Raw genomic sequence first — 26,503 nt, 5'->3', positions numbered from 1 at the left:
CATCCGGTGACAAAAATACGCTTGTCAAAATCACTTCAGCGTGTTGTTGCCCTGGAAACGCTTTGTTATATTGAAAAATTCTTCACCGACTTTATCATCTGAAGTCCTGAAAATGAATTAATAACAGAAAAATTACAAAACCATGGCAGAAAAAGAAGCCTTTCCTCCGGGAATGTCCGGAATATATCTTGATTACAACGCAACCACACCGGTTGCAAAGCCGGTGCAGGAGACAGTAAGCTCTGCACTGAAAAATAAATGGGGCAATCCCAGCAGCGGACACAGGTTCGGCAAAACGGCCAAGATGGTTCTGGAATCTGCCAGGGTCCGGGTGGCATCGCTGCTCAATGCGGATCAGACTGAAATCCTTTTTACCAGCGGAGGCACGGAGTCCAATAATACCGTCATACTGGGTGTATGCCAATCCATGTCCGGCAAAGGGCGGCACATCATCACCACTCGTATCGAGCACCCATCCCTTATGAATCCCTGCCTGCATTTGCTTGAACAGGGTTGGGACGTGACCTTCATAAAGGTAAACAGCCAGGGAGTTGTAGATCCCATGGAGATTGAAAGGGCCTTGCGTCCTGATACAGTGCTGGTCTCAGTGATGCTGGCAAACAATGAGACCGGGGCCATTCAGCCGGTAGCCGCTATTTCGCAACTGGCCCGCAAGCGCGGGGTACTGGTCCACACGGATGCGGCCCAGGCCGTGGGCAAGATCCCGGTGGATGTCAAATATCTCGGAATAGACTACCTGAGTATTGCAGGACACAAGCTCTATGCACCAAAAGGAATAGGCGCCCTTTATTGCAGGAAAGGGGCGCACCTTGGTCGGCTCATGTTCGGCGCAGGCCAGGAGCAGGGCATCCGGCCAGGCACCGAGCCGGTTCCCCTGGCAGTGGGACTGGGAGCTGCCTGCGATTTTGTCGCCAGGGATATCAAGGCCGAGGCAGACAGGCAAACAGGTCTCAGGGAAAAGCTCTATGCAGAGCTATCCAAAATGGGGTATCCTGTAATCAGGCATGGTGATCCTGGGAATACACTTCCAAATACCTTGAGCGTCAGTTTTATCGGCAAAAATGGGGCGGAGATCCTGGCCCAGGCCCCGGAGATTATGGCCTCTACCGGTGCGGCCTGCCATGACAGGGCAATTAAGGTCTCGCATGTGCTCGCAGCCATGGGAGTCTCGCCGGAAGTAGCCATGGGGACACTTCGTCTTTCGCTGGGCCGGTGTACTACCGAATCGGATGTAGAAATTGCCGCCAAGGCTATTGGCAGGGCGCTTGAAAGGATGTAAGCGTTCACAGGGCACCGCATCTGCTTTGTTGCCTGCCTGCCGGCAGGCAGGTCGGGCACTTGAACAAGGGAGTACGTCTGCGCACCCTCCGCCTCGCATCTGCAGCACCCTGTAAACGCTTACGAAAGGATACAGACATGAAATTTGTTGATTTAGGCAGGCAGTATCAAAGCTACAGACAGGAAATAGACTCGGCCATCCACGAGATAATTAAAGAAAGCCGGTTCATACTGGGCAAGCCGGTGGAGGATCTGGAGACAGCTCTTGCGGGTTACGTAGAGGTAAGCCACGCAATAGGGGTAGGCTCGGGCACGGACGGTCTGCTCCTTGCCCTCATGGCAATGAACTTAAGACCAGGAGAAGAGGTCATCACCACCCCCTTTACGTTTATAGCCACCGCGGAAGTCATAGCCCTTCTGAAGGCAAGGCCCGTATTCGTGGATATAGACCCTAAAAGCTTCAACCTTGACACCGGCGAGATACGGGACATCCTGGCTGCAAGGCAGAAGGCCGGGGCCAGGGTGAGGGGTATCCTCCCGGTGAGCCTCTATGGCCAGTGCCCCGATATGGACGAGATCAATGAAATTGCGTCAGGGTCCGGCCTGTTTGTGATCGAGGATGCCTGCCAGTCCTTCGGGGCAAGATACAAAGACCGGCTGTCCTGCGGCCTCAGCGATATAGGTGTCACCTCTTTTTTCCCTTCAAAGCCCCTTGGGGCATATGGGGACGGGGGCATGGTCTTCACTGACGACCCGGAGAAGGCGGATATGATAAGGTGCCTCAGGGTCCATGGCCAGAAGGCCAGATACCTGCATGAAGAAATAGGCATTAATGCCAGGCTGGACAGCATCCAGGCAGCAATAGTCCTGGCCAAATTTGCCCACTTTGATGAAGAAATCAAGGCCAGACAGAAAGCCGCAATCCATTATTCAGAACTGATTAGCCATAAGATGCCGGAAATACAGGTTCCTGAAATAATGCCTGAAAGGACAAGTGTATACGCCCAGTACACTGTAAGAATCACTGGGGGATTGAGAGATCAGGTGGCCGGCTTTCTCAAACAAGAGGGAATTCCCTTTGCCATACATTATCCCAAACCGATACACCTCCAGCCCGCCTTTAAAGGCCTGGGGCTCGGGCCAGGCTCCTTTCCCCATGCTGAAAGGGCCGCAGAGGAAGTGCTGTCCCTTCCCATGCATGCCTTCATCACACCAGAGGAACAGGAAATAGTCATAGATTGTCTGGAAAGGGCCATCGGTTCTCAGGCATGAATTAATTGGAGCAGTTAGATAGGATCGCATGAACGAAAAAATTGAAATGATGCCTGGAACAGGGTATTTTCAGCAGAATTAAAAATGTTATTTTAGGAGACCAATTCATGTCTCAAGGACCTGAAGCTTATATTGACAAATCCAGACGGTTAAAAGACGACGACACCTTCTGCTTTTCCTGCACGCCGGATAAGAGCTGTTTTACATCCTGCTGTTATGATTTAAGCCTGATCCTCACGCCTTATGATATATTCAGGCTCAAGAATCACCTGGATATGAAGTCCGGGGACTTTCTTAAACGTTATACAACCATATATGTCGGGCAGAATTCAGGGCTTCCGGTAGTGACGCTCAAGATGGAAGACCCTTATTTAAAATGCCCGTTTCTGGAAGAGGGAAAAGGCTGCAGGGTTTATAAGGACCGGCCCGGTGCATGCCGCACTTATCCCCTGGCCAGAATGGCCTGTCGAAGCCAGGACAGGGAGGGAGTGGAGGAGTTCTATTATATTGTCAGGGAACCGGATTGTGAGGGATTCCGGGACGGGAAGGAATGGACCGTCAGGAACTGGAAGGAAAATGAAGGCCTTGAGCCATATAATGAAATGAATGACATCTTTGGGGAGATACTTCAGGCCAAGACAGTGTCAGGCATAGCTAATCTTAATGCAGATCAAATAGATATCTTCCACGTGGGATGCTATGACGTTGACAGGTTCCGTCAATATTTCCTGGAGGGCCCTAACCTTGATCGTTACATGGAGTCTGAGGAGGTGATAGAGGCCATATCCAATGACGAAAAGGCCTTGCTCAAATATGGCATGCGCTGGGTCAAGAAAAAGCTCTTCCAGGGCAGGTGTAGTATGGCCAGTGCCTCCGGGCTCAGTTTGTGAGGGACGAAGGCCGCCCTGTTATCACAGTTAAGTTGAGCCGTATCCTTTGTAAATATTCGGTGAACCCGTTATATCCTGCCTTGAAGCGGTTACCTTTTTCCGGGTTTCAAAGCTCACTCATCGCAGACCGGAGAGGCAGTGCAATTTGGCCCGCGATCGAAACCCTGCAAAAGGCAAACCGCTCCTGCGGCAGGGCACGGATGGCAACCGTTCACGGGAAGGGGATATTTCTTTGAACAGTTTAACGGAAGCCCCCGTAGTTTTCTCGGCTTTTGCTGTGGGGGAAACCCCGGCTCCTGAGCGCAGCGAAGGAGAACGGGGAGGGGGCAAGACTCCCCCATGTCAAAAGCCTTAAGAAAACAAGGGGCTGAAGTGTTAAGTGAAAAGAAATATCCCCTGCCCGTGAACGGTCACGTAGGACCACGGGTTCACCGGATATTTACTATCCTTGTCGTACCCTGATGGACATGGCATGGGCCGTAAGGCCTTCGATCTCCGCCAGGCGGATTACGTCATCAGCATCCTTTTGAAAGGCCTCCCGGGAATAGGAAATCACGCTCGAATGCTTAAGGAAGGTCCCCACACCAAGGGCTGAAGAGAACCGGGCCGTACCCATGGTGGGGAGTACGTGGTTAGGTCCGGCAATATAGTCCCCTATGGGCTCCGGTGTAGCGTTGCCCAGGAAGATTGCCCCTGCATGGCGGATCTTTGGAAGCAGCCCCCACGGATCTGAGATCATAAGCTCCAGGTGCTCAGGCCCGGCCCTGTTTGCTATCTCGGCAGCTGTCTCAAGATCATCAACTTTCAGCAACAGACCGTTTGTCTCCAGGGACTCGGCTGCGGTCTCCTGTCTTTCCAGTTTTTCAAGCTGGTGTTCCAGTTCCGTGGTTACCTCCTCGGCAAGCCTTGCCGATGTAGTAATCAGCACGGCTGTCGCCATGGGGTCGTGCTCTGCCTGGGAGAGGAGATCAGCAGCCACGAATTCCGGCGGTGCGCTCTCATCAGCTATGATGACTACCTCGCTGGGCCCTGCCAGCATGTCGATCCCGACAATACCTGATACCATCTTCTTGGCCAGGGCCACATAGATGTTACCTGGTCCCACTACTATGTCTACCGGGGCAACCGTCTCTGTTCCAAAGGCCAGCGCACCGATGGCCCAGGCGCTTCCCATCTTGTAGATTTCCTTTATTCCAACCTCTGAGATTGCTACCAGCAAGTGAGGGTTCACGGCCCCATGCCTGTCGGGCGGCGTGGCGAGCACAATCCGTTTGACCCCTGCAATTCCGGCAGGGATTGCATTCATGAGAACGGAGGAGACCAGAGGTGTTTTACCTCCCTTGCCTCCGGGGCAATACAATCCGGCGGCATCCACTGGTCGTACCATTTGCCCCAGTATGGTACCGTCTTCCCTTGTCGTCATCCAGGATTTCGGCTTCTGGAGCATATGGAATTCTTCAATATTGGAGATGGCCTTCCTGAGACTTGACAGGAAATCGTTGTCTACCTTTGAATACGCATCTTTTAACTCCTGTTGGGATACTGCCAGGTCTTTGATTTCAAAATAAGGGGCATCATACTGTCTTGTGTATTGGACTATAGCCTGGTCTCCTTTATTTCTTATCTGTTCAAGTATCTCCTTTACCCTGGCCTCATGCTGTGAGGAGATCTCAAAATGGCGCTTGATCAAGGAATCCACCCGTTTCTTTCCCTCAGCAGTATTATAATGAACAGGTCTCAGCATCGTTTCATTCTCCCTAAAGCTATATTGCAACAATACAAGATTAAACCACTACCTGCTGAAAGCAGGTAGATTTCTTATACGACTGAAAGTCTAACATGGTTCAATCTTTAGTCATTAGCAATAGTGAAGGCCTCTTTAGGGCTCGCCTTTTCTTGGCTTGCAATATAAGCGGCTATCATTTTTTCTGTAACATTCCCAACTGTTGCACAAAAATAGCCGCGAGCCCAAAGATGCCTTCCCCAATATCTCTTACGCAAATGCGGAAATTCTTGCTGAATCAGTCGAGAACTTCGTCCTTTCACATATTGAACTATCTTGCTCGGAGCAAGTTCTGGAGGACATGAAACATGCAGATGAACATGATCCCTGCTAACATGACCATTAAGAATTGTAATATTGCGGGCCTCACAAGTCTGACGGATTATCTCCCTGGTTCTAAAAGCCACTTCTCCTTTCAAAACATGATAACGATATTTCGTAACCCATACGAAATGATACTGGATATCATAGATCGTGTGAGGCCCCTTGCGATATTCTTTGCTTATGGCGATAACCTCCCATGAGCAAGTTTACCACGATCCCTTAACTGCTGAAGCCTTTCGCCTGAAAGGCGAAGGTTTTAGACCTGGCGCATGGAAAAATAAATCTGTCATTTGTTGTGAAGTAGGCCGTCTTTTTTCGGGTTTCAAAGCTGACTTATCACATTTGCCAGAGAGAGTGCGATCTTGCTCGCGATCGAAACCCGAAAAAAGACGGCCTACTTCACAACAGGTGTCGTGTCAGGCCAAAAGGACGGCTATAATCCCGGTAAGAAAGATCCCGTCAAATGTACCTGCCCCTCCTATGGACACCACCGGTGCATTGATTAGGTCTAAGTCTTTATAGTGCATGAGATCGGCACCTATCAAGGTTCCAAGAGTCCCGGAAATATATGCCACAACCGGGGCATGATCTCCAGCGGAAATTAAAACGGCTACCAGGGCGGCCAGAAAAGGGGGAATGAACAGGGGCAGGGCTATGCCAAGCCCGGCCACAGGCCTGGCCAGCCAGTAGGTTACGGCTGAAATTATGGCTATACCCAGCAACGGATCGAAGAAGAGCTGCCATTTTACCATCAGGTAAAGAGAAAGAGACAAGGGCACAAGTGCTCCACCTACATTAACTGTCACCACTGTACCGGGAAACGAGCTTGTGGGAATTCTGTATGTAATGCCAAAGAACCTGACTCTGGTGGGGATGTTTACGATCTTGCTTTTTATTCGCTTGACAGGGATGTTTATGTGACTGCCAAAAAGGGATATCACCAAAAATGTAAAAACCTGCCCTGGACCGAAGCCTATCTTCTCAAATGCTATGGTCATGATTCCCACGTGTATGAGGGCAAAAAGGAAGATCAGGCCGAACAGAAACAGCAAAAATAAAAGAATGGCAAAGGGGTTGAAAAACATTAGGAATCCTGTAAGGGCGGGGACAAACCCCGCCCGGCTTGCGGCTCCTTTGAAAGTTTTACTCGATACGTATGGCTACGTAACGGCTGAACTCGCCGTCCCGGACCCTGAAAAGGACGCTCTTTGTCTTTTTTGATTGGGCCAGGGCCCTTACAAACTCATCCATATTGTGAACCCGCTTGCGGTTCACCTCTTCTATCAGATGTCCGGGGCGGATACCCACACGGGCTGCCGGGCTTCCCGGCTCTACCTCTGCCACCAGAACACCCTGGGACTCACGGTATCCGAATTGTTTTGCAAGCTCCTCGGTCAGGTCTTGCACCACAAGGCCGATTTTGCCCAGGATCTCATGCTGGGCCATCCCTATGGCCCTGCCGGCAGGCTGTTCGCCGATAGTGACCTGGATGGTCCTGCGTTTATTTTCTCTCAGGACCTCCAATTTTACCTTGGTTCCCGGCGCGGTCAGGGCTATCTTGTTTCTGAGTTCCCCCAGATCATCAACCTTTTTGCCGTTCAGGCGGAGTATGATATCACCCTGTTTCAGGCCTGCTTTTTCTGCGGGAGAGCCCTCAGAGACCTCGGCTATCAACACGCCCTCCGTCTTTTCCAGGCCAAAGGACTTTGCGAGCTCCTCGTCTATATCCTGTATGACCACTCCAAGCCACCCCCTGGTAACTTTGCCCTTTTTCAGGAGTTGATCCTTGATGGCCTTTGCCATATTTATGGGTATAGCGAAACCTATACCCATATAACCGCCGCTCCTGGAGAATATGGCAGTGTTCATACCTACGGCCTCTCCGTGGATGTTAACAAGTGGTCCGCCTGAATTACCCGGATTTATGGCGGCATCCGTCTGTATAAAGTCCTCATAGTCGTTGATGCCTATACGGCTTCTGCCCTTGGCGCTGACCACGCCTACAGTGACCGTCTGGCTGAGACCAAAGGGATTGCCTATGGCTATGACCCACTCTCCCACCTCGAGCTTGTCCGAGTCGCCCAGGCGGAGCACGGGCAGATTCGTTGCGTCTATCTTTATGACTGCCACGTCGGACTGCGGATCCGTCCCTATCACCTTGGCCTTGAACTCCCTGCCGTCAGACAGCTTTACCTTGATGAGGTCAGCGTCTCCAACCACATGGTTATTGATAAGGATGTAGCCGTCTTTGCTGATGATAAAGCCTGAGCCCTGCCCCCTCTGCTGGAATTTTCTGGGCATTCTCCGTCTCGGCTGAAAGTGGGGGCCAAAAAAACGCTCAAAAAACGGATCATTAAAAAAATCAAACGGATCCTGAAACTGAAAGGGCGACGCCGTACCGCGACTTTCCACTGTCTTTTCAACTCGGACAAATACCACGGCCGGCACGGCCTTTTTAACCACGGCGGCAAAGGCCTTGGCCGTCCTGTCCAACAGGGCTATGTTCTGGTCATCGATATCTGATGCAAAACTGTTTGCAGCACAACTCAATACCAACAGTATTGCTGCCAGCATCCTGACAAGGTTAAACTGCACAAATGTTTTCAGATTGCTCTCCGGGTACATATTGTTTTCTTCTCCTTAACATTTTTTATTATTCAGGGTCTTTTTCTTCTGTCTCTCCTGCGATTTTGCAGAACTCATCCTTGCTCATTATCTCTTTAACGAGCAGGCGCTCAGCCACTTTCTCAAGGGAGCCCCGATGCTCTTCTATGATTTTTCTGGCCCTATCACTTTGCTCGCTCAACAGTTGTCGTATCTGCCTATCCACTTCTGAGGCGAGTTCGGGGCTCAAAGGTTCTGCGTGCTGCGGGAAGCCAGGGGCCTTCAGAAAGGGGCTGGTTTCCCTGGAAAGGGCCACAGGCCCGACCTTTTCGTTCATTCCGAAGCGGCATATCATGCTTCTGGCTATTTCCGTGGCCATTTCCAGGTCATTCTGCGCCCCGGAGCTCACCTCTCCCAGAACTATTTCTTCGGCAGCGCGCCCTCCAAGGGATACACATATCTTGTCCAGGAGTTCGCTCTTGGTCATAAGGTACCGCTCTTCCTCTGGCAACTGAAGTGTATAGCCAAGAGCTGCCTTGCCCCTCGGTATGATGGAGATCTTGGCGACCGGCGGGGCGTCGGGGCAATGAAATGCCACGAGGGCATGGCCGGCCTCATGATAGGCCACGCGTTTGCGCTCCTTTTCCCCGAGAGCCCGGCTCTTTCGTTCCGGACCGGCGAACACCTTTTCAACCGCTTCTTCGATATGGGCCTGGGTGATCTGTTTTGAACTATGTTTTGCTGCAAGAAGGGCTGCCTCGTTCATGATATTTGCGAGGTCGGCCCCGGAGAACCCCGGTGTCCTGATGGCGATGGTCTTGAGATCTGTTCCAGGGGCCAAAGGTTTACCGCGGGAGTGGACCTTGAGTATTGCTTCCCTGCCCTGCATGTCAGGGGCATCGAGTATTACCTGGCGATCGAACCTGCCGGGACGCAGGAGGGCCGGATCCAGGATCTCGGGACGGTTGGTTGCAGCAAGCAGGATTACCCCAAGGTTGGGTTCAAAACCGTCCATCTCCACAAGGAGCTGATTCAGGGTCTGCTCCCTTTCCTCGTGGCCGCCTCCCATTATTCCGCCGCCACGGAATTTACCTATGGCGTCAATCTCGTCAACGAAGATTATGCACGGAGTGTTTTTCTTGGCCTGGTTAAAGAGGTCTCTCACCCTGGCGGCTCCGACGCCCACAAACATCTCAATGAATTCTGAGCCGGATATGCTGTAAAATGGGACCCCCGCCTCGCCGGCCAGTGCCCTTGCGAGCAGGGTCTTGCCGGTTCCGGGAGGACCCAGGAGGAGCACGCCTTTGGGTATCTTGGCTCCCAATTGCTCGAACTTCTTGGGCTCTTTCAGGAATTCCACTACTTCTTTCAGTTCCTCTTTGGATTCATCGCATCCGGCCACATCTTCAAACCGTACGCCGGTATCTTTCTCCATGGCAATTTTCGCCTTTGATTTGCCAAATGAAAGCATTCCTGCTCCAGGCCTTCCCATACCCTTGATAAGCAGAAACCAAAGCCCGACCCAGAAAAGTATGGGCAGGATTGTGCTCCAGAAAAGCTGGCCAAGGACGCTCTCATGCACTGCTGAATATTCAACCCCTTTGGCATCCAGTTCATCTACAAGTTTGGGGTCATCAACCCTTAAGGTACGAAAGAGCATTAAATCGCCCTTCTGCTCAGCCAGTTTCCTGAGCTGGCTGTAGAGTTCCTGCAGAGAAGGCTGTTTTTCCTTTGTCAGCGGGGCATTATCTATTATCTTTACCTGCTCCATCTCCTGAAGTTTTGCCCGCAGTCTCGAAAGGCCGGCTGCACGACCTGTATAAAGGATACCCCGGATCTCTTTCTGATCCATGCGTACTTCCAGAACCTTTCCTTCCCTCAACATGTTCTTGAACTGGGCATAGGAAACCTCTCTTGTCTGCATGTGAAGCCATAAAGTCGGCAGGCTGAGAATAAGAATAAGCCCGATGATCCAATAAATGGCGGAAAATACCAGTCTGCGGCGTCCTTTATCCATGAACTATACGGTAGAAACTGGCCGGAGAGGTGTCAAGAAGAGGTAAATTCGAGAGGCATTCTTCATTCATCAATTTATACATTTTTTTCGAAAAATTAAATGTCGAAACTAAAAGTAAATATCCGGTGAACCCGTTATATCCTGACTTGGAGCGGTCTGCCTTTTTCCGGGTTTCAAAGCTCACTCATCGCAGACCGGAGAGGCAGTGCAATCCGGCCCGCTACCCAAAACCCCGCGAAAGGCAAACCGCTTCTGCATAGTCCCCTCACCCAAACCCTCTCCCCCAAGGGGGGCAGGGTGAGAGGGAACCCAAACTAGCCCTGGATTATTGAGAAGTTACCATTACCTGATTTCAAATTTTCAGTTTCAAATTTCATTACCAAAATACAAGATCAACAAAATATAAACCACTTTTGACTTGTCGTGAAGGATACCAGTAAGGATACCATTTGAAAACTTCCTGCAAGCCGCCCCCTTATTTTTTCGGCTGGGCCGCGTCTTCCTGTGATTTATCCCCAGCGAGGAGATCTTTGTTGACCTTTACCGGATATTTAACCTTCAGCTTTTTAATTAGCTCATCTTGCAACTGCTGCTGCTTTTCCTTTTGCAGCGTCTGTCTTATCTGGGCCTGAACCGCCTGAAGGGTTTTTGTGCTGGCCGCCTTTTTTTCTTTCACTTCTATAATATGGTATCCGGACTCAGTCTTTACGGGATCACTCAATTCACCCGGCTTGAGAGAAAAGGCTGCGGACTCGAATTCAGGTACCATGCGCCCCCTGGTGAAAAAGCCCAGATCACCGCCCTTGTCCCTGGAACCAGGATCATCTGAATACTTCTTTGCGAGTTTGGCAAAGTCTTCGCCATTTTCCAGTTTTTTCTTAATGTCCTCGGCCTTTGACTCGGCTTCTTCCCATGCCTTATCATCTGCCCCCTTCGGGACCTTCAGCAGGATATGACTTGCCTTCACGGACTCGGGACTGGTGAATTCATCCTTATGGCCCTTATAATAGGTCTCGATCTCGTCGTCAGTTATCCTGACCTTGCCATCCATCTCCCTGTGCAAGAATTCCTGTGCCAGAACGGCATTCATGATATCCTCTATTTTGGCCTGAACCTCAGGGTCCTGATCCAGCTTTCTGTCCCTGGCTTCCTGGGCTATGAGAGTAATATCTACCCACCTGTCCAGGAACTGCTCTTTCAGATGGGGATTTCTGAGCAAGGCCATCTGAAGCTGAGGCGGCAGGGACTGGATCTGATTCTCAAATTTTTCAAGAGTGAGCTTATACGGACCCACCTGCGCAAGGATATTCTCCTTTTTTTCAGACGCAAAAGTGCTGCCGTAAAGGCCAAAGATCAAAAAAAATCCCGCTAATGCCAAAAACATCTTGATGGTAAAGCTGCATGAATTACCTGGTTTCATCTATTTCTCCTTTTCTATGTGAATTCTTTTATGAAATGAAAGACGAGAGAACTTGCATTAAAGCTCGAGGGCTAGCGGATTACGGAACGAGGTGCGTAAAGCCCGGGCCTTACCGTGGTATTCGGGGCTATTATGGAATCCAGCCCGACCAGTGTACCCGGATTTATAACGGAATTACATCCGGTTTGTGCATTGTCCCCAAGGATGGCCCCAAGCTTACGCCTTCCGGTATCAATTGAACTCCCTTCTATTTTTATGAATACATTTCCAGGTGCAAAACGCATGTTGGCAAGTTTGGTGCCCGCTCCGAGGTTTACATTTCTGCCAAGGATACTGTCACCGATATAGGCGAAGTGCCCGGCCTTTGACCCATCTAAAAACACGGAATGCTTAAGCTCAGTAGTATGCCCGACCACACAATTTTTTCCTATCAGGCAGTCTCCGCGCATGTAGGCCCCGTGCCTGATCTCCGTGTGGTCCCCAATAATGCTCGGGCCCTTGATCATTGCACCGGATTCAATAAGAACTCCTTCTCCTATCTGTATCCGGTCATCTGTAAATACCGTGCCTGCGCAGACAAGAGAGGCCTGTGGAACAGGTTCTCCGTTAACCCGTACTTCGAGCTTGCCTTTAGTGGCCTCATTGCACACAACCTCAAAGCCATCACGCATCCAGCCCTGCGGCAGCAAGACCAGATGTGCGGATATGGGGACCCCCGGTATCAAGATTTCCTCGATGTTTGGCCTGATGAGCTTGCATATATATTCATTAAGCCGGTCAAGGGCCGTCCACATATCAGAATCCTTGATGAAGAGACCTTTATAATGCCCTGAAATTCCAGGGAAAAACCAATCAATATTACTAAGAGGTGATCTGTTAATGTGTTCTGTCAATCTCTAAGGCCCATTTAAATATGAAGGCGTTCACAGGTTCTGGGTTCAGAAGTTCAGGCCCGGGACCTGCCTGCCGGCAGGCAGATGCAAGGCGCAAAATTTTCCGGAAACGAGGCGTACTTATCGTACGCCGCAGTGAGTGGAAAATTGAAGCAACGCCGCAGATTGGGTTTTTCAGCGGAATCATAAACTATCTTTCAGCAAGCGTACTGCTATTTCAATATCATAGAGATGGAGCGGGGGCTTTCCCCTTCCCTCTTCCTTATAGAGATCGGCTGCCTGCTGAATTGCGGGCCATTCAACCCAGCCATGATCATCCCACATACCGGGATCATCCGCATTCCACATCCTGAATTCTACACTATCAGAACCGGCCCGAACATACATGCGGATCTTTTTATTCTCAAGGATTGGATGGTAATATAGTCCCAATTCATCCTGCACAGCTTTCTCCTGAAAATGGATATTTAATGACTAAAGATACAAGGTAAGCTAAACTTTTGTATCCCGGCGGTCAATACTTGATATCCGCAGAGGAGTAAAAAAACTTAATTTTACCGCAGAGGTTAAAAATGACTCATCCGGTTTTTTCAATCAGAAAAGGCGTTTTTCTTGCTGACTTTCACATCCATTCCCACTTCAGCAGGGCCACAAGTCCTGATATGCACCCTGCTGTTGTCAATCGTGTGGCCAAGCAGAAAGGGTTATCTGTTGTCGGCACGGGTGACTTCACCCATCCGCGCTATCTTGATGAATTAAGGGAGGAATTGGAGCCTGAGGGTACAGGACTATATGTCTGCAAGGATGACCCTGAGGGGACTAAATTCATCCTCACCTCTGAGATATCCAATATCTTTACACAGGGCGGAAGGAGCCGCAGGATACATACGGTCTTTTTCGCACCTGATTTCCAGGTGGCAGAGGAGATTCAGGACCGTCTTGGGTCAATAGGGAACATATCTTCAGATGGCCGTCCAATCTTTGGCTTTCCGGTAAAGGAGCTTGTCAAAATAGTAATGGAGGTATCACCTGACTGCCTTATAGTGCCGGCACATATCTGGACCCCATGGTTTTCCCTGTTTGGTGCAAAATCCGGCTTTGATACACTGGAAGAGTGCTTTGAGGAACAGAGCGGGCATATTTTCGCCCTGGAGACCGGACTCTCTTCAGATCCTCAGATGAACTGGCGCCTATCCGCCCTGGATCAATACACACTGATTTCAAACTCCGATGCCCATTCTCCCTCCAAACTGGCAAGGGAGGCAAATTGCTTTTCCTGCGGACTCACCTATGAATCAATTACTGCTGCCATCAAGGATCCGGGCCGTGGCTTTGAGGGGACCATCGAGTTTTTCCCGGAAGAGGGTAAATATCACTATGATGGTCACAGGGCCTGTGGTGTCTGCATGAAGCCAAAGGAGACCATCGAACACAAAGGCAAGTGTCCGGTATGCGGCCAGAATCTCACAGTAGGCGTTCTGCATCGGATAGAGGAGCTTGCCGACAGGCCTGAGGGCTTTATTCCTGAAACCGCAAGACCCTGTGTGCATCTTGTGCCTCTCGAGGAGATTGTCGCTGAGGCATTCGGCGTGCGCAGCATCACAGGCAGGGTGAAAAAAGAGTACCAGAGACTGATTCAGCTTGGAGGATCTGAAATGGACATACTCCTCTGGAAGGATGCCGGGGAGCTTCGGCACTTTGTCCCTGACAGGATCTTGGAAGGAATACTGCGCATGAGAAATGGTGAGATAAAGATAAGCCCCGGTCACGACGGACTCTATGGAAAGATCAGCATATTTTCCGAAGAAGAGAGAAAAGAGTTACGGTCCTCAAAGACAAAGACTTCTTCAAAAGACAGGGCGGTGCAAATGGACCTGTTTTAACGGATCTTCCAATTTGTAGATCAGGTATTTGGTTATCAGACGGGGGTGCACTTACGTACCCTGTGATGGGATACGTCTCATCTCCTATCCAGAATATCAAGGTGCGGAAGCCGGAGGAGCCATGAACTCAGGTCCTATGGGATCAATTACTGTCTCTTTCAGTATTTCATCAATGGCTTCCATAGACGAGTTGTCTAATTTCCATCCCAAAGTGTCTGAAACCGGATCAAGTTGATCCGGCCGCCTTGCTCCCCAAATGGCAATGTTTACTCCCGGTCTATCCAGCAGCCACCTTATAGCCAGGTGTAATACACCTTTCCCAAAGTTTTTTCGGGCATATTCATCCAGCCGGGCAACAGCCTTCAAATATTGATCATACCGGGGCTGCCTGAATTTTGGATCTATTTTTCGGAGATCATCTCCCAAAAACTCAGTCTCCTTTTGCATTCTGCCTGTAAGAAGACCCCAGCACAGTGGGCCATAGACCAGTGTCGTAATATCGTTATCAATACAGTATGGGAGAATATTATCCTCGATTTTCCGTTCGAACAGATTGTAAGGTGGCTGGCTGGTGTGAAGCTCAGAATACTTTCTGAAGGCATCCATATGTTGCGGGGTATAGTTGCTTACTCCTATGGCCCTGATTTTACCTTCCATATAAAGATCTTGCATAGTTTCTGCAGTTTCCCCAAATGGCGTTGCAGGGTCTGGCCAGTGGATTTGGTAGATATCGATATAGTCAGTCCGGAGCCTGCGAAGAGAGTCCTCGATCTCAGCAAGTATCCGTTGCCGGGAAGAATTTCTGACAACTCTCCCCTTATCATCCCATTCCAGTCCCGCCTTTGTGGCAATTATTACCTGGTCCCTATTTCCGTATTCAGCCAGGGCTCTGCCTACGAGCTCTTCTGATTTCCCGAATCCATAGACCGGTGCCGTGTCGATAAGATTGATACCCAGGTCCAGGGCAGTACGAATGGTGTTCACAGCCTGCTGTTCCTCAGTACCTCCCCACATCCAGCCTCCTATAGCCCATGTACCGAGGGCAATGCGTGAGGTCTCGATCTCAGTTCTGCTGATACGCACAAAATCCATAATTCCTTTCTCCTCAACCGCAAACAAGGAGCGAGAGCATGTTGGAAAAAGAAGCACCCTGTGATCGGTTACCTCAATAAGTCCGAGGGTGGGGAGGGAAACAGGAAACCGGATTTTTAGAAGACCATGGCAAGACTTTGCTGGGCAACGTTAGCCACTTGTGCCAGCCCTTCTGGTAATATCCCAAAATACATGATTCCAAGGGCAGCGGCAATCAATGCTATCATTGAAGTAAAGCCAACCCTGCCGGCCACGACCTCCCTGGACGGCTCCATCATATACAGCATCCATATCACCCGCAGGTAGTAATAAGCCCCGATAACACAGGTCATTATACCCAGCGCGGCAAGGAGCAGGTATCCTTCTTTTATGGCCGCTGCAAACAAATAGAACTTACCGATAAAACCGGCAGTGGGAGGAAGCCCGGCCATGGAAACCAGGAAAAGGGACATCAGAAAGCTGAGAGCGGGATACTTAAATCCCAACCCCTGGTAATCTTCCAGGGTCTGGGCCTTACCCTCCTGACCATCCAGCAGATAAAGCACGCCAAAGGCCCCCATATTCATCAGCGTATACGCAAAGAGATAGAACAGCACGCCCATACGGCCTTCATCATTGGCTGCAAGGATCCCCAAGACCATGTATCCGGCATGTGCTATGGAGGAATAGGCCAGCATGCGTTTCACATTCCGCTGGGATACTGCAACCAGGTTGCCAATAAACATGGTAATGAGGGCCAGCCACCACAACAGGGGTTTCCAGTAGACTGCCAAAGCCGCCAGGTTGACAGTGGATTGGAACTCGGGTTGCCCGCTGTGTACAAGAATCGGGGTAAAGGTAACGCTCAAGAGCTTGATAAATATCCCAAAGGCCCCGGCCTTCACCGCCGTGGCCATAAATCCGGTTATAACCGCAGGGCTGCCCTCATAGACATCCGGGGTCCACATATGGAATGGTACAAGGGCCATTTTGAAAAACAGTCCTGACATGAGCAACGCCATGGCAACAAGTACCCCGGGATGCTCAAAAAGAGAACCTGCGGCAAGCACCTGAGCGATCTTTGTGATATTGACAGTGCCGGTCAGGCCGAACATCAGTGCAACCCCGAACAGGAAGAACGCAGACCCAAAACTCCCGAGAAGGAAATACTTCAGGGCCCCTTCCTGTGACCTCCTGTCGTTCTTCAGGAACGCAGCCAGGACATATACCGAAAGGGACATGACCTCAAGGGCAATAAACATCATGAGCAGGTCAACCGACTGGACCATGGCTATGGCGCCATAAACTGCAAATAAAAGGAGGATGAAATATTCTGATCTGACCAGTTGATTGTTCCGCAAATAGCCTATACTCATCAGGCTCGCAAATATGCCGGACATCAATATTACACACGACACGAATACGGAAAACTTCTCTGTGGAGAAGACCCCGATCAACACTATTTCGTTTAGTGTCCACTCATGGCCGGTCATATACCACAAAGCGACCAAAAAGCTTAAAACAGTGAGCCAACCCATTGTCATTACATGGTCTGACCCTTTATTATTTCTTGATAGCCAAAGATCAACAAAAATAAGCACAAGGCCGGCAATAATAAGGATTATCTGTCCCCCAGCTACCTGCCATAGCTGGCTCAGGCTAAAGGAAAATCCAAGGTCGCTCATATTTATCACTCCTTAGCCGCACTCACATATAAAGGCGTCTTGTCACCAGAGGCATGATGCCCTGCAGCCGAACCAGGGAGCTCAGGTGCAGATATCTTGACCCGACTGATAAAGTGATCCGCGGAACTGTGCATCTTGTTCAGGAAGAAATTGGGATACAGGCCTATCCAGAATACCAGTGCAACCAGTGGAAGGAGATAGGCCAATTCCCTGAGGTTCAAGTCCTTAAGGTTTTCGTTCTTCGGGTTTGAGATCCTGCCGTAAAAGACCCTCTGATACATCCAGAACATATAAACTGCACCAAGTATTACACCGGTAGCTGCCAGCACGGCAGCAACCTTGTTCACTTCAAAGACCCCTAACAGGATAAGAAACTCGCCAATAAACCCGTTAGTAGTAGGAAACCCTACACTTGACAGGGTTATAAGGAAAAAGATAGAGGCATAAACAGGCATCTGCCTGCAAATTCCTCCATATTCCGCAATCAAACGGGTATGGCGTCTTTCATAGACTACGCCCACAAGAAGGAACAGGGCGCCGGTTGAAATGCCGTGGTTGATCATCTGGAGGACCGAGCCCTCAACACCATGACGGTTCAAGACATAAAGCCCGATCATGCAGTAACCAAGATGGGATACGGAAGAATACGCCACCAGTTTCTTTATATCCGGCTGCACCATGGCCACCATCGCCCCGTAAATAATGCCTATTATCGCAAGGGCTATAATGAGCGGGGCAAAAAAAGCCGACCCCTCAGGGAAAAGCGGCATTGCAAACCGGAAAAACCCATAGGTACCCATCTTCAGGAGAATGCCCGCCAGGATCACTGAACCGGCAGTCGGTGCCTCAACATGGGCATCCGGCAACCATGTATGGAATGGAAACATCGGGACCTTGATTGCAAATGCCAGAGCAAAGGCGCCGAAGAATAGTATTTCATACGTCCTTGCCAGATTCGTATTGTATAAAGAGAGCAGGTTGAAGGTCAGCTCACCGGTTTCCTGGCGGTGGAAATAAACAAGGCCGATGATGCACACCAACATGAGGAACGATCCAACTGCCGTAAACAGGAAGAATTTGATTGCGGCGTAAATCCTTCGTTCCCCGCCCCAAACACCTATGATGAGGTACATCGGAATGAGCATGAGCTCCCAAAACACATAGAAAAGAAAGAGATCCAGAGATACAAAGGTCCCCAGCATTGCTGTCTCGAGGACCAGCATTGATACCTGGAACTCCTTCACCCTTTTTGTAATGGCCGTCCAGGTTGAAAGGATCGTAATCGGAGTAAGAAAGGTAGTCAAAAGCACAAGCCAGAATGCAAGACCATCCAGACCCATAAAATATGTGATTCCATAGCTGGGGATCCATGTATATTTCTCTATGAACTGGAACCCTGCTATGTCCGGGTCAAAACCAAAGTACAATCTCAGCGAAACAATAAACACCAATGTGGATATTACCATTGATACCCAGCGAATGGCATTCTTCCCTGATTCACTCTGCTGCGGGATAAAGAGAACAGCCAGCACTCCCAACAGAGGTAAGAAGGTTACATAGGTTAATATGGGAGCATTCATAATTTACCCTTCGATCCTTTTATTTTGTTGCACTCCATAACCGCTCTTTCCAGACCCTGTCCCATATATGCAAATCCAGCCGATTTTACACAATGAAAAACCAGAGCATTACAACAAGCCCAAGAAGCATAAATGCACCGTAGGTCTGCACATAACCATTTTGGACCAGCCTTACAGCACCTGATCCCCTCTGTACCCACCATGCCTGTCCATTTACTCCTACGCCGTCGATACAGAACGCATCCACGACCTTCCATAAGAACATTGAGAGATAATAAAACGGAAGGACAGCCACATAGTAGTATATTTCGTCAACATAGTACTTGTTATAGACAAGCTTGTGATACAGGGAATAGGTCTCGCCAAGCCTGTCGGGAAGTACGTCAGCACGACGAATATAGATATGATAAGCCAGGGAAATACCGCCAATGGCTATGGCCACCGAAACGGCCATAAGCATCCACTCTACAGAGCTGGAATAGTGCTGTACGCCTGCATAAGCAGCGATTATTTTATGTGAGTGTTCAAATACCGGCTCAAAGAAGTTTTCGAGCACATTGGGGACATGGCCGAAGTAGCTGCCTATCAGATGCGGTATTCCCAGCCAGCCTCCGAATACCGACCCAAAAGCAAGAATCATGAGAGGACCTGTCATGCTTAATGGCGATTCATGTAAATGACGGGCCTGCTCCTCAGTGCCGCGGAACTTGCCGTGGAAGGTCATGAAAATGAGCCTGAACATATAGAATGCCGTTATTCCGGCAGCAAGAGCGCCGATAAACCAGACGATCTTACCTACAAGAGGATAATACGGGAACGTGAAAGCCTTCCACAAGATCTCATCCTTACTGAAGAACCCCGCAAAAGGAGGAACACCTGCAATAGCTATGGTGGCAAAAAGCATGGTGACATATGTGATAGGAACCTTCTTCCAAAGGCCTCCCATACTCCTCATATCCTGGTCCCCGCCCATGGCATGAATGACCGAGCCGGAGCAAAGGAACAGGCAGGCCTTGAAAAAGGCATGGGTCATGAGATGAAATATACCTGCCCCGTATGCGGCCACACTCACACCTATGAACATATACCCAAGCTGGCTTACCGTAGAGTATGCAAGGACTCTCTTGATATCGTTCTGCAGGATACCGATCGTTGCAGCTATAAAGGCAGTGGCCGCTGACATCAATACCAATACCAGTAACGCGGTAGGTGCCAGCGTATAGAGAATGTTGGTTCTTGCCACCATATAGACACCGGCGGTCACCATGGTGGCAGCATGGATGAGTGCCGAAACCGGGGTCGGACCTGCCATGGCATCCGGAAGCCAGACAAACAAGGGGATCTGTGCCGATTTTCCGGTTGCCCCCAGGAAAAGCAGGAGGCATATGGCTATCACGACCGGTGAGTTCATGGCCAGCATCCCATGCTCATACATGTGAACTGCCTTTGGAAATACATCAAGATAAGACAGAGAGCCAAAGGTAATGAACATCAGGAACATTCCCAGGAGAAAGCCGAAATCCCCGATCCTGTTTACAATAAAGGCCTTCTTGCCCGCATCCGCATTGACGTTCTCTTTGTACCAGAAACCGATCAGGAGATATGAAGCAAGGCCTACACCTTCCCAGCCGACAAACATCACTATATAGCTGGAACCCAGGACCAGCATTATCATGAAAAAGACGAACATATTCAGGTACGCAAAAAACCTCCAATATGACTCGTCATGTGCCATGTAGCCCATACTATATATATGAATAACAAAGCTCACGCCGGTGACTACCAGAATCATTACAGCGGAAAGCGGATCAATCATCAAGGAAATATCAATATTAAGATTGCCTATGCTCATCCAATTCCATAAAACCTGTACCAGCAACCTGTCTTCAGCCGGGCTGCATGCCATTTCGTATACGGCCAGAATGGAAAACAGAAAGGCCAGACCTATACTGGAACAGCCAATACAGTAAACACCGGCTCTCCCGATCCTTTGCCCCAACAGGCCATTAATCAGAAATCCTGTAAAAGGTATAAGTGGTATGAGAAACAGATAACCTTCCATGAATAGCTCTCCCTACATAGACAGGCTGTTTGCGCAGTAAAAGACAGAAGTAGGTGAATACAGATTCTTTACCATTTCAAGACATTAAACTTAGTTATGTCCACCTCCCGCACATGCCGGAAGAGGCCTATTAGTATCGCAAGGCCCACAGCAACCTCAGCCGCAGCTACCGCAAAGATAAAAAGCACCATAACCTGTCCTGCCATATCGGCCCTAAAATTGGAAAAGGCCACCATCATCAGATTTACTGCATTGAGCATAAGCTCAATAGACATAAACAGGATCAAGGCATTTCTCCTGGTACAAAAGCCAATGGCCCCCAAGCCAAAGAGTATTGATGACAAAACTATATAGTGTGTGAGCGTTGCCATTCAGCCCTCTCTTAAAGTTTCTTCTTACACAGATAGATCCCGCCAATCATTGCTACAAGCAGGAGTACGGATACAACCTCGAAATGAAGCAAAAAGTCATGGAAAAACAGATCGCCAAAAATAGATGGATTCCCGAATCCTTCAAAAATTCCCTTCATAGCCATTATGTCGGACACGCCCTTTGTCCCGACTGCCATCAAACCAATCAGGCACAACCCAAGTATTGCACCGAAGATCCTGTATGAGACATTGGCCTGGATAGTTGCAAACCTTTCGCCAGGGGTCATGAGGAGCATTATGACAAATACTATCAGGACCAGAATGGCCCCGGCATAAATGGCTACCTGGAAAATAGCAAGCAGGGGGGCATGAAGATGGAGATACAGGCTTGCAAGAGAAATAAAGACCGTAAGCAGCCCCATGGCACTGGGCAATGCATCCCTTGCTGCTATGGTAAACAGCCCCGCAATCACTGCAATAGCAGCAAATATCCAGAAATATAGATCCATATCAATCCCCCCGATTCCTCTGATAAACAAGGTGCACAACCTTCTTTCAGCACCTGATTTATTCCGCCTTCTCAGCGCCTTCAGGCTTCTCGGCGGCCTTCTTCTTTGCAATCGGCTTCTTCTTGGCCTTGCCTGCGACCGCAGCCTTGCCTTTCTTGGCCTCGGCACCCTCGGCCTTTTTATCCTTCTCCGGCTTAGGCGGAGCAGGAACAACTGGAACAGGCTTCCTTGGCGGCCTGAGCCTGCCCTCTTCCTTGGCCTTTCGATAATTTGCGAGCAGTCTGCGTTTATCCAGAATACATTCCTCTCTGGTATACCTGGCAAGCTCGAAATTCTGGCTCAAGACAATGGCCTGCTTGGGGCATACCTCCTGGCAAAAACCGCAGAAGATGCACCGCAGGAGGTCTACTTCAAAGGATGCAGGATATGTCTTGGCGGCATACTTATCTTCCTCGCCCTCCTCTCGCTTGCCCTTCTTTATGGTGATACACTTGGCCGGACAGATCTTTGCGCACATCCCGCACGCAATGCACTTCTCCCTGCCCTTATCGTCCCGCTGCAGCATATGTTCGCCGCGGAAGACAGGAGATATTTCTCTGGTGCGATCCTCCGGGTACTGCCAGCACGTTGGAATCGTATGGGGCCCAGGCCTGAACGAGGCCCTTACATTAAACACAAAGTGTCTCCACGTCAGCCTCAAACCCTTAAGGATCTCCCACAGATAGATCCGTTCACCCAGGGTATATTCCTTTTTGACAACCGGTTTGGCCATAATGTGCTCCGACTAGACCGTAAGCTGAATAAACAGCGCGGTAATAAAGATATTGAACAAAGCAAGAGGAATCAACGCCTTCCACCCCAGACCCATAACCTGATCATACCTGAACCGAGGCAATGTCCACCTGACCCACACAAACAGCCACAGGAAGAACGATACCTTCAGGAAAAATATGCAAAAAGAGACTATCCCCCAGAGCACGGGCCCGAGATATGCGCCTAAGTTAATATACGGTAAATGCCAGGAGCCAAAATACAGGGCGACAATCACGCCGGATATCGTTACCAGGTTTACATACTCCCCGAACAGATAAAGCCCCAGTCGCATTGAGCCATATTCCGTATGGTAGCCTGCGACAATTTCACTTTCCGCCTCCGGCAAGTCAAACGGCACCCGGTTGGCCTCCGCATAGGCAGCCACAATAAACAGAATAAATCCCAGAGGCTGCTTGAATATCCCCCAGTTTGGGAGAAATCCCAAAAAAGTGCCCTGCTGGGCAAGAGAGATCTCCCTGAGGCTGAAGGTACCGTATACGAACACCACAGCCAGCAGAGACAGCCCCAGGGGTACTTCATATGAAATCATCTGGGCAGTAGATCTCAGACCTCCAAGGATCGAATATTTGTTGGTAGAGCCCCAGCCGCCCAGTATTATACCGTAGACCGCCATGGAACCAATGGCCAATATGAAAAGAAATCCGATATTTACATCTGAGACCTGGAGTATTATCTCCTTGCCTCCAAGAATGATCTTGTCTCCAAAAGGCACAACCGCATAAGCCGAAAAGGCCGGAAGAGAAAAAAGCAAAGGACCCAGGATATAGAGGAGCTTCTGGGATCTTGCAGGTATTATTTCTTCCTTGGTGAAGAGCTTGATTCCGTCCGCTATGGGCTGGAACAATCCGAAAGGACCGGCGCGGTTGGGACCCGGCCTGTCCTGTATCATAGCTGCACCACGCCTTTCCACCCAGGTCATGACCACGGCTATGAGCAATACCCATACCCAGATGCAAACTACCTTAATAATCGCAATCAGCCAGTCATCCATGGGCATCAGCCTCCTTACCGGTCCAACTCGCCGGCAATAACGTTAAGACTACTGAGACAGGCAATCAGGTCGGCTATCAGCTCCCCCTTAACCAACTCAGGAAAGGCCTGATAGATCATATAGCATGGAGGCCTTATCCTGATTCTATAAGGATTGGCGGAACCATCGCTTTTTACAAAGAAACCCAACTCCCCGTTGGGAGACTCAAGAGCACTATATACTTCGCCTGCCGGGGGCTTGATGGTCTTGGGCACCCTTGCCATAAGAGGGGCGTCTGCAGGCATCTCCTTGTATAGCTTGTAAGCCTGGTCAATAATCCTGATCGATTGCTCCATCTCGATCATACGTACCTTATAACGATCAAATACATCGCCGTTCTTTCCTACTGGCACTTCAAAGTCAAATTTGTCATACATGCAGTATGGCTCGTCCTTCCGAAGGTCTCTCTTGACGCCGCACGCCCTGAGACAAGGGCCTGTAAAGCCCCAGTTCAGAGCGTCTTCTGCAGAAAAAGCACTGACTCCTATCGTACGATCCATCCAGATGCGGTTGTGAGTGAGGAGCTTTTCAGTTTCTTCGTTGGCCTTTCGCACATTGGGCTTGAGCTCTTCCCACCTCTCCTCGAAGTCATCAGGCAGATCGGCATCCACTCCGCCTATGCGGCCAAAGGTATTGGTCAGCCTTGCCCCATTGAACCACTCAAATATCTCGTAGATCTCCTCACGCTGGATGATGAGATAGAAGAAGGGCGTAAAGGCCCCTAAATCCACGCCAAGGATCCCCACGCAGACCTGGTGATCTGCGATCCTGGCCAGTTCCATCATGATTACCCGGATAAGCTGAGCCTTCTCAGGTACCTCGATCCCCATCAACTTCTCAACGGCCATCTCGTATGAGACATTGTTGGGAATGGCGGAACAGTAATTGAGCCTGTCAGTAATAGGAATGAATTGATGATAGGTAAGGTTTTCGCCCAGCTTCTCCACGCCACGGTGTAGATATCCTATCTCTGGGTCGGCCTTAATTATGTACTCTCCGTCTGTCAGAGTAATTACACGGAGAGTACCGTGCATGGCCGGATGAGAAGGGCCGATATTAACAGTTACATAGTCACCTGTTTCGTGACCGGTCTGAGGAGTAGGATTCTGATTCACCTTCATTTCTCCTAATCTTCGTATATCAGGTGACGCTCTTCCCCCTGCCCTTCCAAGGGATAGTCCTTGCGAAGCGGGTGGGCCGGAAAATCGTCCCACATCAGGAGTCTCTTGAGATTGGGATGACCTTTAAAGCGTACGCCATACATGTCAAACGCCTCCCGTTCGGGCCAGGTTGCGGCCTTCCACATGGAAGTCAGGCTGTCCACCTCCATATCATCCTCTGACACGCGCACCTTCACCTGCAGACGCTCATTTCGTTCAAGGCAAAGCAACAGGTAAACCACTTCAAAGCGTGGCGGGAGCGGCCCTTTCTCTTTCGGTTCTTCTGCCTCAGCACCCTCGCCTTCTTCTGCCTTCTTGGGCTTTTTCTTGGGCTTATTCAGGTCGAGGTTATCCACCCCGAACACGTCACTAAGGAAATTAAAACCTAGATCCGGAGTGTCCCGCAAAAGGCGCATTGCTTCGAGCAGTCTCCTCTTGGGGACCTCTACGCTCACATCGCCTTGACATTCGGTCATGGCCACAACAAGGCTTTCAGGCCCGAGACACTGTTCCACTCTCTTCTTGAGATCCATGATTATGTACCCACCAACAAGTCAGAGTACTTCTTATGTATGATCGGATGACTCTTCTCAGTCTTTTTAATAAACATCAACAAGGCCTGCAACAGGGCCTCAGGCCTGGGAGGACACCCCGGAATGTAAATATCCACAGGTACGAGCTTGTCTATGCCCTGAAGCGTGGAATAGGTCCTGAAAACACCCCCACTGCAGGCACAGGCACCCATGGAAATAACACATTTAGGCTCAGCCATCTGGTCATATATCTTCTTGAAAACAGGGGCCATCTTCATGGTTATGGTCCCTGCCTGTATCAGCACATCTGCCTGACGAGGTGAAAAGCTGGGTCGCTCCGCCCCGAATCTCGCCATATCGTAACCTGCGGCCAGGGCACACATCATCTCAATGCCACAACAGGCAGTACCATACGGAAGAGGCCATGGTGATCTTTTCCGTCCCCAGTTGATCAGCCACTCCAATTTGGTAGCTATCCATCCGCCGCCGTTGTATGCCTCGGTTGCCATACTCAGTATCCCCCTAATCCCACTCTATGGCGCCTTTCTTAATGGCATATATAAGACCGGCCAACAAGACCCCTACAAAGATGAATACCTCAAAAAAAATGCCCCAGCCGGCTTGAGCTAAGGTATGATATCTGACAGCCAAAGGATAGATCAGCACTGTTTCCAGATCGAATACCAAAAAGAGTATTGCAACAAGGAAATATTTGACATCGTATCGTGTACGACTGGGGTCCAAAAGCGGCACACCACATTCGTAAGTACTCTGCTTGCTGGCACTGGGACGAGAAGGCCCGAGAACGTAAGCCCCGGCAAGCATGAGAATAATTACCAGCAGCGACATGCCAAGATACATGACGATGGTTTCAAAACCGCTCATCATGTCAAAAGCCCTCCTCTCAAAACAAATCCCAACCTGATCGTTCAAACAACACTGAATCCCAATTCAGTATTTATACCACGATCAGGTAATAACTAAAATATGGTGCAGCCAATATTTTTTCTTTGGTATACACATAGCCAGTGTATAGGCCCTTCCAAATATATTGTCAAGGGTAATGCTTTTACACTGTGTCCATGTCTAATATCAAAGACTTTGGTGGATTCACCTATCACAAGAGAACTCGGCTGTCAAGACAAAAAATGAATCCTCACTGGATATTTCATATAAGCGCAGGCGAATTTTGTGACGCAGCACAGGAGGCTCTTTTGAGCCTTCAGAGGCAAGCTGTGATCGTCTTTTCTCAAGCTATGGGTAAAAATACCACCATAGCCAGG

General features: G+C 49.7%; 27 protein-coding genes. 6 read left to right on the top strand and 21 right to left on the bottom strand.

Annotated features, from left to right (window positions below):
• The first annotated feature begins 172 nt into the window (after window positions 1–172).
• The 4 genes from C4B57_01120 (at window position 173) to C4B57_01105 (ending at window position 3,816) form a co-directional block, all read left to right on the top strand.
• Complete coding sequence (locus tag C4B57_01120; GenBank protein ID PXF56152.1) at window positions 173–1,300, top strand: cysteine desulfurase NifS; 1,128 nt, start codon at window positions 173–175, stop codon at window positions 1,298–1,300.
• Between the two features lie 137 nt (window positions 1,301–1,437).
• Complete coding sequence (locus tag C4B57_01115; protein PXF56079.1) at window positions 1,438–2,571, top strand: aminotransferase DegT; 1,134 nt, start codon at window positions 1,438–1,440, stop codon at window positions 2,569–2,571.
• 107 nt (window positions 2,572–2,678) lie between these two features.
• A complete protein-coding gene (locus C4B57_01110; protein PXF56078.1) occupies window positions 2,679–3,461 on the top strand; it encodes a YkgJ family cysteine cluster protein in 783 nt (260 codons plus the stop codon).
• Between the two features lie 145 nt (window positions 3,462–3,606).
• On the top strand, window positions 3,607–3,816 hold the full coding sequence (locus C4B57_01105; GenBank protein ID PXF56077.1) for a hypothetical protein: 210 nt from the start codon (window positions 3,607–3,609) through the stop codon (window positions 3,814–3,816).
• 87 nt (window positions 3,817–3,903) lie between these two features.
• On the opposite strand, the gene hisD is transcribed toward C4B57_01105, so the two are convergent.
• The 9 genes from hisD to C4B57_01060 all read right to left on the bottom strand — a co-directional run bounded on the left by hisD (window position 3,904) and on the right by C4B57_01060 (window position 12,946).
• Window positions 3,904–5,202 carry a histidinol dehydrogenase gene (gene hisD / locus C4B57_01100; protein ID PXF56151.1) on the bottom strand — a complete coding sequence of 433 codons (1,299 nt, stop codon included), beginning with the start codon at window positions 5,200–5,202 and terminating at the stop codon, window positions 3,904–3,906.
• Between the two features lie 110 nt (window positions 5,203–5,312).
• Window positions 5,313–5,750 carry an IS200/IS605 family transposase gene (locus C4B57_01095; GenBank protein ID PXF56076.1) on the bottom strand — a complete coding sequence of 146 codons (438 nt, stop codon included), beginning with the start codon at window positions 5,748–5,750 and terminating at the stop codon, window positions 5,313–5,315.
• Window positions 5,751–5,984: 234 nt separating this feature from the next.
• Window positions 5,985–6,653, bottom strand: coding sequence for a hypothetical protein (locus C4B57_01090; protein PXF56075.1), 669 nt, complete (start codon window positions 6,651–6,653; stop codon window positions 5,985–5,987).
• A 58-nt stretch (window positions 6,654–6,711) separates the two neighbouring features.
• Window positions 6,712–8,193, bottom strand: a complete 1,482-nt coding sequence (locus C4B57_01085; protein PXF56074.1) for a serine protease — start codon at window positions 8,191–8,193, stop codon at window positions 6,712–6,714.
• A 28-nt stretch (window positions 8,194–8,221) separates the two neighbouring features.
• Window positions 8,222–10,096 (bottom strand): cell division protein FtsH, encoded by a 1,875-nt coding sequence (locus C4B57_01080; protein ID PXF56150.1) that lies wholly within the window; start codon window positions 10,094–10,096, stop codon window positions 8,222–8,224.
• A gap of 568 nt (window positions 10,097–10,664) precedes the next feature.
• Window positions 10,665–11,609 carry a hypothetical protein gene (locus C4B57_01075; protein PXF56073.1) on the bottom strand — a complete coding sequence of 315 codons (945 nt, stop codon included), beginning with the start codon at window positions 11,607–11,609 and terminating at the stop codon, window positions 10,665–10,667.
• Window positions 11,610–11,680: 71 nt separating this feature from the next.
• Window positions 11,681–12,403, bottom strand: coding sequence for a hypothetical protein (locus C4B57_01070; protein ID PXF56072.1), 723 nt, complete (start codon window positions 12,401–12,403; stop codon window positions 11,681–11,683).
• 82 nt (window positions 12,404–12,485) lie between these two features.
• Window positions 12,486–12,689 (bottom strand): hypothetical protein, encoded by a 204-nt coding sequence (locus C4B57_01065; GenBank protein ID PXF56071.1) that lies wholly within the window; start codon window positions 12,687–12,689, stop codon window positions 12,486–12,488.
• Window positions 12,686–12,946, bottom strand: coding sequence for a hypothetical protein (locus C4B57_01060; protein PXF56070.1), 261 nt, complete (start codon window positions 12,944–12,946; stop codon window positions 12,686–12,688). Before C4B57_01060 ends, C4B57_01065 begins: the two co-directional genes overlap by 4 nt.
• A 128-nt stretch (window positions 12,947–13,074) precedes the next feature.
• On the opposite strand from C4B57_01060, the gene C4B57_01055 reads away from it, so the two are divergent.
• Window positions 13,075–14,385: a DNA helicase UvrD gene (locus tag C4B57_01055; GenBank protein ID PXF56069.1), complete on the top strand. Its 1,311-nt coding sequence runs from the start codon at window positions 13,075–13,077 to the stop codon at window positions 14,383–14,385.
• Between the two features lie 96 nt (window positions 14,386–14,481).
• On the opposite strand, the gene C4B57_01050 is transcribed toward C4B57_01055, so the two are convergent.
• The 12 genes from C4B57_01050 to C4B57_00995 all read right to left on the bottom strand — a co-directional run bounded on the left by C4B57_01050 (window position 14,482) and on the right by C4B57_00995 (window position 26,108).
• Complete coding sequence (locus tag C4B57_01050) at window positions 14,482–15,477, bottom strand: general stress protein (GenBank protein ID PXF56149.1); 996 nt, start codon at window positions 15,475–15,477, stop codon at window positions 14,482–14,484.
• A gap of 116 nt (window positions 15,478–15,593) precedes the next feature.
• Window positions 15,594–17,141 (bottom strand): NADH-quinone oxidoreductase subunit N, encoded by a 1,548-nt coding sequence (locus C4B57_01045; GenBank protein ID PXF56068.1) that lies wholly within the window; start codon window positions 17,139–17,141, stop codon window positions 15,594–15,596.
• Window positions 17,142–17,146: 5 nt separating this feature from the next.
• Entirely contained in the window at window positions 17,147–18,721 is a 1,575-nt protein-coding gene (locus C4B57_01040; GenBank protein PXF56067.1) for an NADH-quinone oxidoreductase subunit M, read from the bottom strand.
• An 85-nt stretch (window positions 18,722–18,806) separates the two neighbouring features.
• The gene (locus C4B57_01035) at window positions 18,807–20,783 is read right to left on the bottom strand and encodes an NADH-quinone oxidoreductase subunit L (protein ID PXF56066.1); all 1,977 of its coding nucleotides are present in this window, start codon (window positions 20,781–20,783) and stop codon (window positions 18,807–18,809) included.
• 68 nt (window positions 20,784–20,851) lie between these two features.
• Window positions 20,852–21,154, bottom strand: a complete 303-nt coding sequence (locus C4B57_01030; GenBank protein PXF56065.1) for an NADH-quinone oxidoreductase subunit NuoK — start codon at window positions 21,152–21,154, stop codon at window positions 20,852–20,854.
• 11 nt (window positions 21,155–21,165) lie between these two features.
• A complete protein-coding gene (locus tag C4B57_01025; protein PXF56064.1) occupies window positions 21,166–21,693 on the bottom strand; it encodes an NADH-quinone oxidoreductase in 528 nt (175 codons plus the stop codon).
• Window positions 21,694–21,721: 28 nt separating this feature from the next.
• On the bottom strand, window positions 21,722–22,435 hold the full coding sequence (locus C4B57_01020; protein ID PXF56063.1) for a hypothetical protein: 714 nt from the start codon (window positions 22,433–22,435) through the stop codon (window positions 21,722–21,724).
• A gap of 12 nt (window positions 22,436–22,447) precedes the next feature.
• A complete protein-coding gene (locus tag C4B57_01015) occupies window positions 22,448–23,494 on the bottom strand; it encodes an NADH-quinone oxidoreductase subunit NuoH (protein PXF56062.1) in 1,047 nt (348 codons plus the stop codon).
• Between the two features lie 8 nt (window positions 23,495–23,502).
• Window positions 23,503–24,648, bottom strand: coding sequence for an NADH-quinone oxidoreductase subunit NuoD (locus C4B57_01010; protein ID PXF56061.1), 1,146 nt, complete (start codon window positions 24,646–24,648; stop codon window positions 23,503–23,505).
• Window positions 24,649–24,653: 5 nt separating this feature from the next.
• Window positions 24,654–25,220: an NADH-quinone oxidoreductase subunit C gene (locus C4B57_01005; GenBank protein ID PXF56060.1), complete on the bottom strand. Its 567-nt coding sequence runs from the start codon at window positions 25,218–25,220 to the stop codon at window positions 24,654–24,656.
• A 2-nt stretch (window positions 25,221–25,222) separates the two neighbouring features.
• Complete coding sequence (locus tag C4B57_01000; protein PXF56059.1) at window positions 25,223–25,729, bottom strand: NADH-quinone oxidoreductase subunit B; 507 nt, start codon at window positions 25,727–25,729, stop codon at window positions 25,223–25,225.
• A gap of 13 nt (window positions 25,730–25,742) precedes the next feature.
• Window positions 25,743–26,108 carry an NADH-quinone oxidoreductase subunit A gene (locus C4B57_00995; GenBank protein ID PXF56058.1) on the bottom strand — a complete coding sequence of 122 codons (366 nt, stop codon included), beginning with the start codon at window positions 26,106–26,108 and terminating at the stop codon, window positions 25,743–25,745.
• A 194-nt stretch (window positions 26,109–26,302) separates the two neighbouring features.
• Here C4B57_00995 and C4B57_00990 point away from each other — a divergent pair.
• The coding region (locus C4B57_00990) for a hypothetical protein (protein PXF56057.1) at window positions 26,303–26,503 on the top strand (201 nt) is incomplete at its 3' end.

The sequence above is a fragment of the Deltaproteobacteria bacterium genome (genome assembly GCA_003194485.1).
Classification (GTDB): Bacteria; Desulfobacterota; Dissulfuribacteria; order Dissulfuribacterales; family UBA3076; genus UBA3076.
This window is presented reverse-complemented; position numbering and strand designations above follow the sequence as displayed.

Coding starts and splice junctions, on each gene's coding strand:
- C4B57_01120 (PXF56152.1), top strand. CDS start 173: ATGTCCGGAATATATCTTGATTACAACGCAACCACACCGGTTGCAAAG.
- C4B57_01115 (PXF56079.1), top strand. CDS start 1,438: ATGAAATTTGTTGATTTAGGCAGGCAGTATCAAAGCTACAGACAGGAA.
- C4B57_01110 (PXF56078.1), top strand. CDS start 2,679: ATGTCTCAAGGACCTGAAGCTTATATTGACAAATCCAGACGGTTAAAA.
- C4B57_01090 (PXF56075.1), bottom strand. CDS start 6,653: ATGTTTTTCAACCCCTTTGCCATTCTTTTATTTTTGCTGTTTCTGTTC.
- C4B57_01085 (PXF56074.1), bottom strand. CDS start 8,193: ATGTACCCGGAGAGCAATCTGAAAACATTTGTGCAGTTTAACCTTGTC.
- C4B57_01080 (PXF56150.1), bottom strand. CDS start 10,096: ATGCAGACAAGAGAGGTTTCCTATGCCCAGTTCAAGAACATGTTGAGG.
- C4B57_01075 (PXF56073.1), bottom strand. CDS start 11,609: ATGAAACCAGGTAATTCATGCAGCTTTACCATCAAGATGTTTTTGGCA.
- C4B57_01070 (PXF56072.1), bottom strand. CDS start 12,403: ATGTGGACGGCCCTTGACCGGCTTAATGAATATATATGCAAGCTCATC.
- C4B57_01065 (PXF56071.1), bottom strand. CDS start 12,689: ATGATTCCGCTGAAAAACCCAATCTGCGGCGTTGCTTCAATTTTCCAC.
- C4B57_01055 (PXF56069.1), top strand. CDS start 13,075: ATGACTCATCCGGTTTTTTCAATCAGAAAAGGCGTTTTTCTTGCTGAC.
- C4B57_01050 (PXF56149.1), bottom strand. CDS start 15,477: ATGGATTTTGTGCGTATCAGCAGAACTGAGATCGAGACCTCACGCATT.
- C4B57_01045 (PXF56068.1), bottom strand. CDS start 17,141: ATGAGCGACCTTGGATTTTCCTTTAGCCTGAGCCAGCTATGGCAGGTA.
- C4B57_01040 (PXF56067.1), bottom strand. CDS start 18,721: ATGAATGCTCCCATATTAACCTATGTAACCTTCTTACCTCTGTTGGGA.
- C4B57_01035 (PXF56066.1), bottom strand. CDS start 20,783: ATGGAAGGTTATCTGTTTCTCATACCACTTATACCTTTTACAGGATTT.
- C4B57_01030 (PXF56065.1), bottom strand. CDS start 21,154: ATGGCAACGCTCACACACTATATAGTTTTGTCATCAATACTCTTTGGC.
- C4B57_01020 (PXF56063.1), bottom strand. CDS start 22,435: ATGGCCAAACCGGTTGTCAAAAAGGAATATACCCTGGGTGAACGGATC.
- C4B57_01015 (PXF56062.1), bottom strand. CDS start 23,494: ATGCCCATGGATGACTGGCTGATTGCGATTATTAAGGTAGTTTGCATC.
- C4B57_01010 (PXF56061.1), bottom strand. CDS start 24,648: ATGAAGGTGAATCAGAATCCTACTCCTCAGACCGGTCACGAAACAGGT.
- C4B57_01005 (PXF56060.1), bottom strand. CDS start 25,220: ATGGATCTCAAGAAGAGAGTGGAACAGTGTCTCGGGCCTGAAAGCCTT.
- C4B57_01000 (PXF56059.1), bottom strand. CDS start 25,729: ATGGCAACCGAGGCATACAACGGCGGCGGATGGATAGCTACCAAATTG.
- C4B57_00995 (PXF56058.1), bottom strand. CDS start 26,108: ATGATGAGCGGTTTTGAAACCATCGTCATGTATCTTGGCATGTCGCTG.